This window comes from Saccharopolyspora phatthalungensis (assembly GCF_014203395.1).
Taxonomy (GTDB): Bacteria; Actinomycetota; Actinomycetes; order Mycobacteriales; family Pseudonocardiaceae; genus Saccharopolyspora; species Saccharopolyspora phatthalungensis.
The window spans coordinates 1,764,164-1,778,520 of record NZ_JACHIW010000002.1 but is presented as its reverse complement, the minus strand read 5'-3'; the positions used below and the strand labels follow the sequence as shown (position 1 = coordinate 1,778,520).

Here is a 14,357-nt window from a genome sequence, read left to right as displayed (position 1 = left end):
TAGCGGAGCGCTAGTGACCCGGCGCTGACCGTCCCCACTGGCTTCCTCAAACGGCGCTCGTCCGTCACCACAACGCGTGTGGGCGCCCGTGTTGCCGACATCCACAGGTGCCCGACGACGATCACGCTTGTCGCACTCGGGCGATGTCGGGATCCGCAGGGGCGCTGCCGATGTGTACCGGCGCGTTGACGGGGGCGTTGAACATCGTGACGTAGGCGGTCTCACGCTGTGGCGGGACGGTTCGTGTTTGCCTCCGCGCTGCGGTGGCGTGTCTGTCGGCGAGGTGCCCGTCAATGATCTGGGCGACGAGCTCGGCCGGCGGCCGCGCGCCGCACCTTCTCGTCGTAGCGGTCAGCCTGGGACTCAGGCAATGCACTCCTCTGCGGCGGTCTTGGGACAGGGGCAGGCGTCGGCGAGCGCGGTGGTGATCTCATCACGTAACGGGTGGTCCCAGGCCCAACGGCGACGGGGCGGATTCGCCAACAGCGTCCCGTTCACCGAGTGCGGGGCGCTTTCGTCGTCTCCGGGTCAGTACCACTCGCCGAGCTGCCACAGAACGCACGTCGGCCGCGCCCCGGTGCGGCAGTATTCGGTGACCGCCTCGCGCACCTTCTCCAGCGGCAGGGACGCCGAGCGCGGGAAGTCAACGCCGTCCGTGTCGAGTGGCAGCACCGGGCAATGTTCTCTCGTGTTCGGGTTGTAGGAATCCGAAAGGTCCGCCTCCGGCCCTTCGTAGTTCAGGGCGCCCCATCCGATCTCCGGGTCGGCGGACACCCGCAGTCGACCGGAGTCGGGGAACGCTGGCCCGGCCTCATCGCGGAACGACAGGCACGGGCGGTCCCACACGTAGACCTCGCAGACCGGCTCCGGTGGCTGCTCCACGATCACGCGGGTCAGTTCCGTGATCTCGTCGGCGGTGCGTGCGTACCGAAAGATGTGGTGAAACACCGCCGTGACCACGGTCCGCTCCTGCTCGATCATCATGGCCTTGCCTCTCCAAGCAGCTCGATGGGTTTCGTTGCGCCCGGCTCCCATACCACCAGAACGGAGCCCTGCGGAAGAATGGCGCGCACCGCGGCGCCGCAACCGCGACGCAAGTCGCAAATCGCCTTGTTCAGCACCACAACGCCGTAAGTCTGTCCGGCGCGGCGCATCATAAGTGCATATTTCACCTCAACGTGCAGTACGACGGTCGGCGCCCCGCGGTGGTCGGTCAGGAACCGTGGGGAATTGTGCAGGATCAACCGCGCCTCTTCTGAGAAGGCCGGGTCACGCCCGCTGGTGATGTGGTGCTCGGTGCCGTCGCGGTCATAGCCGAACCCTGTTGTCTGGTCGCCCTTCTTGCGCTTGGGCAGCCTGGAACGCGCATGCTCGGCCCAGTCGCGATCGTGGGCAGTGTCGGTGGGAATGCGGCCCGCGGTTGAGGGATGCGCCGCGCTGGGCGGGGTGGATTCGACCGCTTGGCGCACTTCCAGACTTCGGCGGTAGGTGCTGATCAGCTCGATCACGCGGGTTGCCGCCTGGTAGGCGTGGATCAACTCGTCCCCAGTGGGGGCGAATCCGGCGAGGACTTCCAGCGCTTCCGAGTCGGCGGTGCCCTCCAGCGCGGACCCCAGGACTTCACCGGCTTCATCGCACGCATCCTGCGCGGTGGCCAGAAGGCCGAGAGCGGCAGGTGATTCGATCAATCACCTGCGCCAATGCCTGATCGAGATCACCGAGCGCCGACACGCCGCCCCCTCATAAAGTTCGCCGCGCCGGATAGCGTGGCGGGTCCCCCGGCGCGGTGGGGCCGGTTGCGGCGAATTCCGCTCGGCCCCACCTCGTTCATCGAGTCGAGCCGTGTCATGCCCCGGCTCGGTGGGGCTTCGATTACAGCTGCGGCCCGACTGACCAATGCGGGGTCCCGGACGAGTCGTAGACGGGCTGCTCACCCTCGCCGCTTGCCGGTTCCGGCTCTGGCTCGGTTTCTGGGTTGTTGGACATGTGCACCTCCTTTCCATTGCTGTGCTGGTCTGTTGACGTGCTGGTCGGCGCGCAAGGGGCGCGCGCCGACCAGCGTCCGGCGCGGTGGGCCGGTTGCGGCGAATGCCGCTCGTCGACCCGGCGCCGGAGATCTGGGGATGGCCGGACCGCCGACTGCGCTTCCGTGGTCCGGGCATCCCGTGCCCGCGTGCCGCTGGGGTCGGCAGCGCAGGGCACATGTTGGTGAGAGCACGCGCCGGGAGTGAGCGAGTCGGCAGCGGCGCTCCCACCGGGGTCTATTCCTCGGTCGGTAATCCCTTCAGCACGCCGATCACCAGCTCGTCGGCCTTAACCTGGTGCCGCATCAGTCGAAGTCCGACGCGGCTTCCCACATCGAGGTGTGTCAGCAGGGAATGGCCTGGCTCGGTGTTCGCACCGGGTTCGTCGCACATCACCGTCGCTACCTCCTGGCGTGCCTGCTCGTAGATCCGATGCAGCTGCTCGGCGTGGGCAAGCACACCCCTTAACGCCGCGTTCACGGCCTGGAGCTTTTCCCGCGCCTCGTTCATCGATTCACCTCTGTACGGTCGAGCCCGGCCAGGATTCGCCGCAGCAGCCCCCGATTCCGGGCCAGCGCTTCACGGTCGCCGGACAGTAGGAAGGATTCGCGGTCAGTGACCGGTAGACCGGATTCGACCAGCGGCAGGATCCGGGTTTTCTCGTTCGCGAGCGCGTCGGCGAGATCGCCGCGCAGCTGGACCGTGCGCGGCTCGCGTTCGCGGAGCCGGTGCCGGCCGCCGCTGGTCTCTGACTCCACCCGCGCGATCAGATAGGAGACCGTCAATGCGCCCTCGCCGCCTCCGGCGTGCCGGGCGGGGGCGTAGTAGAACGTCGTCCACACCGCGAGCCCGCCGAAGACAAGCAGGCCGGTGGAAACGAGCGCCGCCGTCACTGGGCGGGCCGTTTCGAGTCGACCACGCGCGGCGGCACGTAGCTCTCACACTGGTCCCTGATCACGTCGACCAGATCGGACAAAAGCCGTTCGGCGTCCAGGAATTCGTCATCCGTCACTCGTCCCATGAGGACGGCAGTGGATAGGGCTTTTAGCGCGACGGCCGCTTTCGTCAACAGCTCGGCGAGTTTGACTGCGCGCTCGGCCTCTGACTTGCTCATCCCGCACTCGCCGCGGTTGGAGTCGGGGTGTTGGCGAGGCCGTCCGCCTTGTCGTTGCAGGTCCCGCAGGTGGGCCAGAGCCACGACCGACTCGTGTTTTCTGCGGCCAGCTGGTGACCGCACAGGGTGCCCACCACGAAACCGGTCGGGTAGCCCTTGGCAGGTTTCGGGTCAGTGCTGGCATGCCGTTGCCCGTCGGCAGGCACCCAGTGGAACGGATTGGGTTGGTACATCACGCCACCGCCTGTGAGGTCATGACAGGGCCGGTGCCTTTACCGGCGGGCATCGGCCCCGTCTGGCCACTCCGCGTCGACCTGAGGGCCCGTCGGCGAGTGGCCGTTTCGTGGTGGATCGACCTGAGCGACGCAGCGGGTGAGACGGCAGGTACCGAGCCGTCTCGCCGCGCTGCGTGCCCCCGGCGCTGCCGCAGTTCCGCACTGATGGAGCAACGCGGGCGCTGCGGGGCTACCGGAGATTCGTTGAGCCGAGCGTGGATTCGCTCGACCGCTGCTCGCTGCTGCCGGTCGCGCACACGATCGATGACGATCGCGGTTCCGGCAACAACGGCAATGAGGACCAGGAGCACTACGCATAGCAACACGTCGCACCCTCTCCGCAACGGGTTGTGACCCGCAGCTTGGTTCGAGACCCATGATCTTGGTTCACGAACCACTTCGGCAATAGCCCGATGGGGCGATCATCAGACCCAGATATGTGCTTACGATTGGTTCATGGCGCGATCCAAAGCAGGCAGTCCAAAAGCGCGCACGCTCGGCGCCGAACTGCGCAAAGCACGAGAAAGCAAAGGCGTTACGGTTCGAGAACTGGCGCGCCGACTGGGAATCGGGCACGCGTGGGTGGTTCGAACCGAAGCCGGATCACGGCCAGCCACCACCGAGGACGTGACCGCGATCCTGGTGGCACTCGGTATCTCCGGTGGAGAGCGCGAAAGAATAGTCGAGCTCGCGCGCGAAGCGGACGGCCCGGACTGGCTGCGCGGCGGCATCCCTGGCGTGCATCAGGAACTCGTGACGTTGATGGTGTACGAGCGCACCGCGACAGCGATCTCGCACGTGGCTCCGATGCTGTTACCGGGCATGTTGCAGACCGCCGACTATGCGCGAGCGGTCATGACCGGGCTGCCGCCGGGCGAGGTTGAGACGCGAGTCGCGATGCGCGCCACCCGCCGCGACATCCTCACCAGCCGCAAGGCGCCTCGATTCGAAGCGCTGATCGGCGAGTACGCGCTGACCTCTCCGGTGCTCGAAGGCGATCCGATGATCGACCAGCTTCGGCACCTCGCAAGGGTCGCAGAGCAGCCCAACGTCACGATCCGCGTGCTGCCTTCGTTGCCGCGCTGGACTCCAGCGCACGAGGGCCGGTTCATCATGTTCGAGTTCGCCGATGCTGAACCGCTCGTGCACCTTGAGCACTTGGGGTCCGCTGCATTCCACACGTCTCCGGGCGTCGTGGAAACCTACTCGCATGCGCTGGGTACTCTCCGCGAAGCGGCGATGACTCAAGAGGAGTCGCTGGATTTGATCGCTGCCTGTACCGCGAGATACGAGGAGAGCCCCAGATGACAGAACCAACGGGCTGGCGGAAGTCGAGCCGATCCGGCCAAAACACGGACTGTGTCGAGGTTGGTCGGGTCGGTGACGACACCGCCGTCCGCGACACGAAGGACCGGGCGGCCGGTTATTTCACCACGACCGCCGGCCAGTGGTCGGCGTTTGTCGATGCGATCAAGGGCGGCCGTTTCGGCGCCTGACAGCACGACAGCGCCCCGCATGATGCCGGTATCACCATGCGGGGCGCTGCTGTGCGTGCGGGTCGCCCTGCGCGTTGCTCCGCTGCGGAGTCTGCCAGACGAGACCTGAAGTATGGCCGTTTACCGACAGGCAGTGGGCGCTGCTGGCGCCCCTGCTCCCGCCTAGAACTGGTCGGCAGTATGACGCCGCGCCGCCTACTGGTTAGCCTGAGGCGGTGCAGGCAGCCGACCGACCGGTTCCGCAGTATCCCATCGAGTCCGTGGACCGAACGCTTCTGCTGCTCCGCTTCCTGGCCGAGCGCTCGGAGCTCAAGCTCTCCGAGGTACGCGCCCACCTCGGCGTCGGGCAGTCGACTGCGCACCGCCTGCTCGCGATGCTGGTGTACCGAGGGTTCGCGGTGCAGGATCCGGCGTCGCGGACCTACCGCGCCGGACCCGCCCTGTTCGAGATCGGACGTACCGTCGGCGACGGGTTCGACCTGGTGCGCGAGGTCCGGCCGGTGCTGGCCTGGCTGGCGGAGAAGTGCGGGGAGACCGTCCACCTCGGCGTTCTCGACGGCACGCAGGTCCGCTACCTGGATGTCATCGAGAGCCTGTCGCCGCTGCGAGTTACCGGTCGAACCGGTCAATCCCGTCCCGCGCACGCGACGAGCATCGGGAAGGCGATGCTCGCGACGGCCGACGACGACCACGTCCGCAGCCTCTATCTAGGCGGCGAGCTGCCGTCCCAGACGGCCCGCACGATCACCGATCTCGACGCGCTGATCGCCGAACTGAGCCGGACCCGAGCCCGCGGATACGGCCGTAACCGGGGCGAGATGGAGGTGGGGGTCTGCTCGATCGGGATCGGCATCGTGCATCCGGCACGGGGCTTGCTCGGCGGCCTGAGTATCGCCGCGCCCGAGGCGCGCTGGAGCGCGGCCATCGAGAAGGGACATGTCGGGGTGTTGCGCGCCGCCGCCGCGCAGGTTGTCACAGCCGTTCCCTGAAGTTGCCCCTGTCCCTTGAAGTTGCCCCTGTTTCCTGAAGGGGCCGCTGTCCCTTGAAGTGGCCGCTGTCCCGTGAAATCGCAGCCGTACTGTGAAACTCGGCGATTCTTCTGTGAAGAACAATGCTTCTCGACAAGGGACTGTGACGGCGCTTACTCTCTGACCGGCCGACTCCGAGGGAGACTCGTCGCCGACCGCCCGTCGGTGCACCCGAAACGCCAGGCGATCGAAACCGACCGGGGCCGAGCCCACGCCTGCCGAACCCTTGAGTGTCAATGAGGACATTGCATGCCACTGACCCGATCGTCCCGATTACCGGAACCGCTGGCCGGGCTTCTCGCGCACCGCTGGCGGCTGTTGATCGGCGGGGAACTCGTCGAGCCGCACGCCGGTGGCGCCTATCAGACCGTCAGCCCCGCGACGCGAGAGGTGATCGCGACGGTCCCGGACGCGAATCGGGAGGACGTCGATCTGGCGGTGCAGGCAGCCGAACACGCACGGCGCGGCTGGGCCGACACCACACCGTCGGCTCGCGCCGCGCTGGTCCGTGCGCTCGCCGACCGCATCGAGCAGCACACAGAGGAACTGGCGCTGCTCGACGCCGTCGACGGCGGTCTGCCGGTGGCCCTTGCGCGGGCCGATGTCGCGGCGGGTGCGGCGGCACTGCGGATGTTCGCCGGGCTGGCCTTGGAGCTGAAGGGCACCACGATCCCCGCCAGCGCCGACCTGCACCTGACCCTGCGTGAGCCGGTCGGGATCACCACGCGGATCGTCGCCTTCAACCACCCGTTCATGTTCGCCTGCAAGATCGCCGCGCCACTGGTCGCGGGCAACCCCGTCGCGCTCAAGCCGCCGGAGGCGGCCCCGCTGTCGTCGCTGCGTCTCGGCGAGCTGGCGGCCGACATCTTCCCGCCCGGCGTGTTGTCGGTCGTCGTGGGCGATGGCCCCGAGGTTCCCGATGCCCTGGTGCGTCACCCCCTGGTCCGCCGCATCGGCTTCATCGGCAGCGAGCCGGTCGGACGCGCCATCCAGCGCGCGGCCGCCGAGACCGGGGTCAAGGACGTCTCGCTCGAACTCGGTGGCAAGAACGCGATGGTCGTCTTCGACGACGCCGATCTCGACGCCGCGGCCGCCGGAGCGGTGGAGGGCATGAACCTGACCTGGTCCGGGCAGTCGTGCGGCTCGACCTCGCGGCTGCTGGTCCAGCGCGCGATCCTCGACCGGCTGGTCGCCCGCATCGTCGAGTTGGTCGAATCGCGGACGATCGCCGACCCGCTCGACGAGAAGTCCGAGCAGGGGCCGATGATCAACGAGAAGCAGTACCGGCGCGTCCTCGACTACCTCGACATCGGCCTCGCCGAGGGGGCGACCGCGGTTACGGGCGGCACCGCCGCGACGCCGCCGGGTCTGGAAGGCGGGTGGTACGTCGCCCCGACCGTGTTCACCGGGGTCGGGCCGACGTCCAGAGTGGCCACCGAGGAGATCTTCGGGCCGATCCTCGCGGTTCTGCCGTTCGACGACGAGGACGACGCCCTGCGCACGGCGAACTGTGTCGATTACGGCCTCACCGCAAGCATTTGGACCCGCGATATCGGCCGCGCCGTCCGCGTGGCGCGCGGCATCGAGGCCGGCTTCCTGTGGATCAACGGCACCGCACGCCATTTCCCGAATGTTCCGTACGGGGGCGTGAAGGGTTCCGGTGTCGGGCGCGAGGAAAGCATCGAAGAGCTCCTGAGCTACACCGAGATCAAGGCCATCAACATCATGGGCACCTCGTGACCGGGGCCCGCAGGTCAGAGCATCGAGGAGAAGGGCGACTTGCATTGAGTGACGAAGTACGCGAGCTGGTGTCGCTGGCGTCGAGGGTCCTCGGTAACGCCGGCCACGGCGATTACATCTGGGGCCATGCGTCGGCCAGGGACCCGCACGGTCGCGGCGTCTGGATGAAGGCCAGCGGCTTGGGCCTGGAAGAAGTCACCACCTCGCACGTTCAGCTGCTGGGCTGGGACGGCGCCATCCTGGAAGGCTCGGGTAAGGCCCACGTCGAGTACCCGATCCACACGGAGATCATGTCCGCGCGGCCCGACGTGGGCGGCGTCGTGCACACGCATTCCCCGCACGCGGTCGCGCTGGCCGCCGCGGGCCAGGAGCTTCGCCCGGTCAGCCATGCCGCGAACTTCTTCGTCCCGCCGGCGGTGCCCCGCTTCACCGAGACGGCGGGCCTGATCATCACCAGCGAGCTCGGCAAGTCGGTCGCCGAGACGCTGGGCGGCGCATCGGCGGTGTTCCTGGTCAACCACGGAATCGTCACCGTTGGCCCGGATCTCCAGACGGCCACGATCGCCACCATCCTGCTGGAAAGCGCGGCACAGCAACAACTTCTGACCGGGCAGTACGGCGGCATGCCGTCCTGGTCGCTGCCCGAGGAGTCGCTTGCCAAGCGCGCGCACATCTACCACGAGGGCGCGCTGCGCCAGCTGTGGGCGTACCTGGTTCGGCAGTTAGACGAAGCGGCCGTGGCTTCCGAGATTTCCTGAGGTGACTGACTTGAGCACATCCCATGGGCAGACCGTCAACGGCGCCGAGCTCCTTACGCGTTCGCTGGTGCGCCTCGGCGTCGAGCACGTCTTCAACATCCCCGGTCTGGGGCTCTTCCCGCTGGTGGAGGCGTTCTACCGGCACCGCGACGAGATGCGCTACATCACGGCGCTAAACGAGACGAACCTCGCGCTGATCGCCAACGGCTACGCCCGCGCGACCGGCAAGCCTGCCTTCGTGAACGTCTACCACGCCTCCGGCACGGCCCTGGCCATGATGGCCGTGACGACGGCATGGGGCGAGAACGTGCCACTCGTCCTGACCACGACGACATCGAGCAGGGCGCTGATCGGCCGGGACCAGTACGCGGGCGTTCCGCGGGCGGTCACCGAGATGAGCGAGCAGTTCGTGAAGTGGTCGGCGGAGGTCCCGTCGGTCGACCGCATCCCGGAGTTCCTTGAGCGGGCCTTCCAGATCGCCGGCACGGCACCGTACGGGCCGGTGCACCTGGCGTTCCCCATGGACCTGTGGGCGGAGGAGACGACCCTGCCCGCCGAGCAGGCCGAGGCGGCGCGACCGATGGTGTTCGCCGCCGCCGCGGACGCCGAGGGGATCGAACGCGTCGAGTCGCTGCTGGCAGCCAGCGAGCGCCCCATTCTCGTCGCGGGCGGGGAGGTCGTTCGCTACGGCGCCATCGATCAGCTCGTCGCCCTGGCCGAGGCGCTGGGCTGCCCGGTGCTGAGCGAGCCCTACATCGCCGACCTCGGATTCCCGACCACCCACCCGCAATACGTCGGCAAATTAAGCGCGAACCGTGACCTCGTGGACAAGGCCGACGTCGCCTTACTCGTCGGCGTGGAGCTGACCGAGTCCGGCCTCGGCCCGGCCTTCGGCTTTGCCGACGGCACGGTGGTGGTGAACACGACGACCGACGCGAACGCGCTGCGCCGGCAGTTCCGTCCGGACATCGGGCTCGTCGGCCATCCACACCCGACGCTGGCCAGGCTGGCCGCCGCCCTCTCCGCCGACCAGGCGACGGCACAGAAGCGGGACGCACGCCTTGAAGCGACCTCCGCCGCGCGTCGGAGTCACAACGAGACAACCGAAACGTTGCGGCGCGCGCGGTGGGACGAGCAGAACCCGCTCTCGATCGGTCGGATCCTGGACGTGCTGCAACGGTCGATGCCCGCCGACACCGTCGTGGTCAACCACGCGGGCGCCGCGCAGTTGCACCTAGAGCTCATGCTGGACGTCGACGATCCGTCGCGGTACTTCGGCATCTCGGGCAAGGCCAGCGCCCAGGGCTGGGGTGGCCCCGCGGCCATCGGCATCCAGCTGGCCCGGCCGCAACAGCGCGTGGTCGCGGTGCTCGGCGACGGCGGATTCCAGTTCTCCTCCACCTGCCTCTACACCGCGTCCCGGTTCTCGATCCCGGTCATCTACCTGATCCTGAACAACGGCGGATGGCGCGACATCGCGAGCATCGCGCGGCACAGCGGCAACGAAGCGGCGGCGGGCGAGGCCGAATTCGGATGGAGCTTCACCGATCCGCCGATCGACCACGCCGCGTTCGCCCGCAGCCTCGGCATGCACGGTGTCCAAGTCGGCGATGCCGCCGGGCTGGATAAGGCCCTCGCCGCGGCGTTCGCGTCGGACGCACCAACGCTGATCGAGATCGACAACAGCACCGCGGACGTCGAGGACTTCTTCACGCTGTTCACGAAGTAGCTTGAGAAAGGAACTTCCTGTGAAACCACGGCAGCCACGCAACGGCGAGCTCAGCTTCGGCTACTTCTTCCCGACGGGCCAGACCGACCATGTCTGGTCGGACGAGGCCGCCCAAGCGACGCCGCCACTGAACCGCGGCGTGTTCCTCGACATGGCGCGGGCGGCCGAGGACGCCGGCTTCGACTCCCTGTTCATCGCGGACACCTGGTCCGGTCACCAGCGGGCCGCCGAGCGGGCGGGGCATCAGTCGCCGAAATACCACGCCCCGCTGCTCGCGATGGGACTGTTCGCGGTCACGCAGCACATCGGGATCATCACGACCTTCCACACGACGCACCACAAGCCCGCGCACATCGCCCGGATGGGCGCGACCCTCGACGCGTTCAGCGACGGTCGCTGGGGCTGGAACATCGTCACCGGATTCGGCCATCCAGAGGCCCAGCTTTTCGGCGAAGACCAGCTGATCGAGCACGACGAGCGATACGACATGGCGGACGAGTTCGTCGACATCGTCAAGCGGCTGTGGACCGAGGACGAGCCGATCGACGTCGACGGCAAGTATTTCCGGGCTCGTGGCCGCATCAAGGCACCGCGTCCGGCGCAGCGGCCGCATCCGCTCCTCGTCAGCGCCGGCGCGTCACCTGCCGGGATGCGGTTCGCCGCCAAGCACTGCGACCAGTTGGTGGTGGCGGGCAACACGATCGAGAAGGTCGCGCAGGTCGACGAACGCCTCGCGCCGCTGCTGGTCGAGCGGGACCGGGTCGGCGCCGTCGCGGCGACGCCGTTCACGATCACGATCGTCCGCGAAAACGAGGGGGAGGCCGAGGAGGAATACGAGCGCCTGCAGAAGTCGCTCAACGTCGAGGCGGCCATCGAGCTCGCCGCCGATATCCTGGGCGGCATCGAATCCCTCAAAGCCCTTTACGGTGACACGGGTTTCGAAGAGGCGGCGCGGGCGTGGGGCAGCGGCCAGGGGATTCTCAAGCTGCTGGGGACGGCCGACCAGGTGACTGAGCAGCTTATCGAGCTCAAGCAGCGCACGAGTACGTCCAATGTGCTCATCAACTTTCCCCTGTGGAACCCGCAGGAGGTGCGGAGCTTCCGGGTGGTGCTGGAGCAGCTGCGGGATGCCCACCTGTGGTCGAGGCCGGAGGAGCGGGCCTTCTCGTGGTGACGAGAACCGGCAATCCAGAATCAGAAGGGGAGACGACCGTGGCCCACAATCACGGCCAGCCCTCCGAGGGGCTGTCGATCGGGTACTTCTTTCCGGCCGGGCAGACGAACCACGTCTGGTCCGACGAGGCCGCGCGGCGCACGCCGCGGATGAACCGGGAGAACCTACTGGAGCTGGCCCGGACGGCCGAGGAGGTCGGGTTCGACTCGCTGTTCATCGCCGACAACTGGTCCGGTCACCAGCGGGCGGCCGAGCTAGCGGGTCACCAGTCGCCCGCGTTCCACGCCCCGATGCTGGCGATGGGGATCTTCGCGGTGACCGATCGCATCGGCGTGGTGTCGACCTTCCACACCACGCACCATAAGCCGGCGCACGTGGCCCGGATGGGCGCGACGCTGGACGCGTTCAGCTCGGGCCGGTGGGGATGGAACGTCGTCACCGGCTTCAGCGACGCGGAGGCCGCGCTGTTCGGCGAGGAATTCGTCGAACACGACGAGCGCTATGCGATGGCCGCCGAGTTCGTCGATGTCGTGCAGCGGCTGTGGACGGAGGAGGAGCCGATCGAGCACGCGGGTCGCTATTACCGCTGCACCGGTCGTATCAAGGCCCCGCGTCCGGTCCGCCGGCCGCGACCGCACCTGGTCAGCGCCGGCGCGTCGGAAGCGGGCACCGCCTTCGCCGCCACGTGGTGCGACGAACTGGTGACCCTGGCCAAGGACGACGACGCGCTGCGGGACGTGGAAGAGCGGCTGGGGAAGCTCACGGCGAGAAACGGGCGCGACGTTTCGGTCACTCCGTTCGCGATAGCGCTGGTGCGCGACGGCGACGGCGAGGCCGAGCAGGAGTACGCCAAGCTGGTGGAGTCGCTGAACGCCGAGGCGGCATGGGAAATCGCAAGCGACATCCTGGGTTCGATCGAAACCGCCCGCAAGATGTTCGACAAGCTCGGCGAGGACAAGGCGGTACGAGCCCTGGGCAGCGGCGAGGCGATGCTACAGCTGGTCGGCACCCCCGAGCAGGTCGCCGAGAAGTTGATCGGCCTCAACCGCGACGCGGGGACGCGGAACATTCTGATCAATTTTCCACTGTGGAGCCCGGCCGAACTGCGCGGGTTCTCCTCGGTGCTCAACCTGCTCGCCGAGGCCGGGGTGTGGTCGAAGCCCCACCCGGGCACGTCCCCCTGGTGAGATTCACCGTCCGGCCATTTATCGTCCACAAAGGACTTACGACCACTGCCCACAAAGGAGTAGGCATGGACGACATTGTTGCAGTCGAAACGGGACGGCTCCGTGGGGGGACCGGGCCGGACGGGCGGACTCGGCGCTTTCTCGGCATCCCGTATGCGGCCGCCCCCACCGGACAGCTGCGTTGGCGGCCGCCCCACCTGTGCCCGTCGTGGATGGGAGTCCGTGACGCCGTCCGCATGGCGCCGAGCAGCATCCAGGCGCCCCCGCCCGAGAAGTCGCTGTACTTCGGCGGTGACAGTGCCTTCGACGAGGACTGCCTGAACCTCAACGTGTGGACCGGGGCGGCGGGCGAGCGAGGACGCCCCGTCATGGTCTGGTTCCATTACGGCGCCTACCAGTTCGGTTCGGCGGCCAACCCGATCTACGACGGCGAGCAGCTTGCCCGGCGCGGAGTCACGGTGGTGACCGCCAACCACCGGCTCGGCCGCCTCGGGTTCCTCGCGCACCCGGCCCTGACCGCGGAGTCGGGCTACTCGGGCTCGGGAAACTACGGGTTGCTCGACCAGATCGAGGTGCTGCGCTGGGTGCAGCGCAACATCGAGTCGTTCGGCGGCGACCCGGAGAACGTGACGCTGTTCGGCGTGTCGGCCGGCGGTAACACCGTGCACAACCTGATGTCCTCGCCGCTTGCCGCGGGCCTGTTTCACCGGGCCATCGCGCAGAGCGGACCCGGCGTCAGTCGCGCCTTCGACGGTCCCGGGCACCCCGCCGGGCCGCAGACCCTCGCGGCCGGCGAACAGGCCGGCCAGGAACTGACCGAACTACTCGGCATCAACTCGCTGGCCAAGCTGCGCGCGCTGTCGGTGGAGCAGCTGAATTCCGTGATGCTGCCCCGTGCCGCGGGTCCGTGGCGGTTCGACCTGGCGCCCGGCGCCGAGATCAGCCTGCACATCTTCGACGCCGCCTACCCGGTCGTCGATCGATACGTCCTGCCTTCCACTCCACTGGAGGCCTACCAGCGCGGCAACCAGCATGACGTTCCGCTGCTCGTCGGCAATGTCGGCAACGAAGCGTCCGGCCTGCCGTACCTGACTAAGTTGAGCGACTACCGCGAGCATCTGGAAACCACCTTCGGTGCTGCCCTGGCCGGTGCGGCCGAGCGCCTGTACCCAGCCGCAGACGACCGACAGGCGAGGTCGGCGAGTTGGGAGCTGGAGGCGGACCGCATCTTCGTCTGGTCCACCTGGACGGCGGCGCGGTTGCATGCCCGCACCGCCGATTCGTCGGTCCACCACTACAGGTTCCTGCGTCGGCCGCAGGTCCCGGCGGACGTCATCGAGCGGGAATACGCTGGTGCGTTCCATGCGGCCGAGGTCCCATACGTGTTCGGCACCTTGGACACCCGCAAGTGGCCGTGGACCGAAGGAGACCGTGCGCTGGCACAGGCCATGGCGAATGCCTGGGTAGCGTTTGCCCGCTGCGGCGACCCGAACGACGACGGCTCGCCCGGGTGGCCGGTGTTCGAAGAGCACACGCCCAGCTCGATGCTCTGGGATGTCGAGCCGACGGTGGGCGACGTTACCCGGCACGACCGGATGGACCTACTCGACCGTCTGGCCGGAGTGTCCTTCGATACCGCAGGCGATGCCGCGGTCGATCGGGCCGCCGACCACAGCGAAGAAATGGAGAAAACCACCCTCTGACAAGGCTCCGCACCCGGTGCCCGCGCAGCGGAGTTGGCGATTTCGCGCGAAATCGGCGGTCCTACCGCGGGGTTGACGGCGATTTCGCGCGGAATCGGCGTCTCCCTGAAGCGACCTGGATGGATCTCG

The 14,357-nt window shown here is 67.9% G+C and carries 16 protein-coding genes; 10 read left to right on the top strand and 6 right to left on the bottom strand.

All coding sequences use genetic code 11. The features are described from left to right. Positions 1 to 528: 528 nt before the first annotated feature. Both BJ970_RS34000 and BJ970_RS33995 read right to left on the bottom strand, forming a co-directional pair. Positions 529 to 984: an Imm1 family immunity protein gene (locus BJ970_RS34000; RefSeq protein WP_184731848.1), complete on the bottom strand. Its 456-nt coding sequence runs from the start codon at positions 982 to 984 to the stop codon at positions 529 to 531. Beyond that, complete coding sequence (locus BJ970_RS33995) at positions 981 to 1,508, bottom strand: DddA-like double-stranded DNA deaminase toxin (protein ID WP_221468380.1); 528 nt, start codon at positions 1,506 to 1,508, stop codon at positions 981 to 983. The genes BJ970_RS34000 and BJ970_RS33995 overlap by 4 nt, the downstream gene beginning before the upstream one ends. Before the next feature lie 21 nt (positions 1,509 to 1,529). Between BJ970_RS33995 and BJ970_RS37405 the strand changes: the two genes are divergently transcribed. After that, complete coding sequence (locus BJ970_RS37405; RefSeq protein WP_221468379.1) at positions 1,530 to 1,679, top strand: hypothetical protein; 150 nt, start codon at positions 1,530 to 1,532, stop codon at positions 1,677 to 1,679. A 582-nt stretch (positions 1,680 to 2,261) separates the two neighbouring features. Here BJ970_RS37405 and BJ970_RS33990 read toward each other — a convergent pair. The 4 genes from BJ970_RS33990 to BJ970_RS33975 are packed head-to-tail and all read right to left on the bottom strand — an operon-like array spanning position 2,262 to position 3,371. After that, entirely contained in the window at positions 2,262 to 2,534 is a 273-nt protein-coding gene (locus tag BJ970_RS33990) for a hypothetical protein (RefSeq protein ID WP_184731846.1), read from the bottom strand. After that, positions 2,531 to 2,917 carry a hypothetical protein gene (locus BJ970_RS33985; RefSeq protein WP_184731844.1) on the bottom strand — a complete coding sequence of 129 codons (387 nt, stop codon included), beginning with the start codon at positions 2,915 to 2,917 and terminating at the stop codon, positions 2,531 to 2,533. Before BJ970_RS33985 ends, BJ970_RS33990 begins: the two co-directional genes overlap by 4 nt. Then, positions 2,914 to 3,138 carry a hypothetical protein gene (locus BJ970_RS33980; RefSeq protein WP_184731842.1) on the bottom strand — a complete coding sequence of 75 codons (225 nt, stop codon included), beginning with the start codon at positions 3,136 to 3,138 and terminating at the stop codon, positions 2,914 to 2,916. Before BJ970_RS33980 ends, BJ970_RS33985 begins: the two co-directional genes overlap by 4 nt. Then, positions 3,135 to 3,371: an HC3 family zinc finger protein gene (locus BJ970_RS33975; protein ID WP_184731840.1), complete on the bottom strand. Its 237-nt coding sequence runs from the start codon at positions 3,369 to 3,371 to the stop codon at positions 3,135 to 3,137. Before BJ970_RS33975 ends, BJ970_RS33980 begins: the two co-directional genes overlap by 4 nt. 498 nt (positions 3,372 to 3,869) lie before the next feature. Between BJ970_RS33975 and BJ970_RS33970 the strand changes: the two genes are divergently transcribed. From BJ970_RS33970 to BJ970_RS33930, 9 genes are all read left to right on the top strand, one after another. Then, a complete protein-coding gene (locus BJ970_RS33970) occupies positions 3,870 to 4,721 on the top strand; it encodes a helix-turn-helix domain-containing protein (RefSeq protein ID WP_184731838.1) in 852 nt (283 codons plus the stop codon). Continuing rightward, positions 4,718 to 4,909, top strand: a complete 192-nt coding sequence (locus BJ970_RS33965; RefSeq protein ID WP_184731836.1) for a DUF397 domain-containing protein — start codon at positions 4,718 to 4,720, stop codon at positions 4,907 to 4,909. The genes BJ970_RS33970 and BJ970_RS33965 overlap by 4 nt, the downstream gene beginning before the upstream one ends. Positions 4,910 to 5,169: 260 nt before the next feature. Further along, positions 5,170 to 5,898, top strand: a complete 729-nt coding sequence (locus BJ970_RS33960; RefSeq protein ID WP_184731834.1) for an IclR family transcriptional regulator — start codon at positions 5,170 to 5,172, stop codon at positions 5,896 to 5,898. Positions 5,899 to 6,186: 288 nt separating this feature from the next. Continuing rightward, positions 6,187 to 7,677, top strand: a complete 1,491-nt coding sequence (locus tag BJ970_RS33955; RefSeq protein ID WP_184731832.1) for an aldehyde dehydrogenase family protein — start codon at positions 6,187 to 6,189, stop codon at positions 7,675 to 7,677. 44 nt (positions 7,678 to 7,721) lie between these two features. Further along, positions 7,722 to 8,435 carry a class II aldolase/adducin family protein gene (locus tag BJ970_RS33950; RefSeq protein ID WP_184731830.1) on the top strand — a complete coding sequence of 238 codons (714 nt, stop codon included), beginning with the start codon at positions 7,722 to 7,724 and terminating at the stop codon, positions 8,433 to 8,435. Between the two features lie 10 nt (positions 8,436 to 8,445). Continuing rightward, on the top strand, positions 8,446 to 10,164 hold the full coding sequence (locus tag BJ970_RS33945) for a thiamine pyrophosphate-binding protein (RefSeq protein ID WP_184731828.1): 1,719 nt from the start codon (positions 8,446 to 8,448) through the stop codon (positions 10,162 to 10,164). 19 nt (positions 10,165 to 10,183) lie between these two features. Beyond that, complete coding sequence (locus BJ970_RS33940; protein WP_184731826.1) at positions 10,184 to 11,338, top strand: LLM class flavin-dependent oxidoreductase; 1,155 nt, start codon at positions 10,184 to 10,186, stop codon at positions 11,336 to 11,338. Positions 11,339 to 11,376: 38 nt separating this feature from the next. After that, positions 11,377 to 12,525 carry an LLM class flavin-dependent oxidoreductase gene (locus tag BJ970_RS33935; protein ID WP_221468378.1) on the top strand — a complete coding sequence of 383 codons (1,149 nt, stop codon included), beginning with the start codon at positions 11,377 to 11,379 and terminating at the stop codon, positions 12,523 to 12,525. A gap of 65 nt (positions 12,526 to 12,590) precedes the next feature. Next, entirely contained in the window at positions 12,591 to 14,228 is a 1,638-nt protein-coding gene (locus tag BJ970_RS33930) for a carboxylesterase/lipase family protein (protein ID WP_184731824.1), read from the top strand. The last annotated feature ends 129 nt before the right edge of the window (positions 14,229 to 14,357 follow it).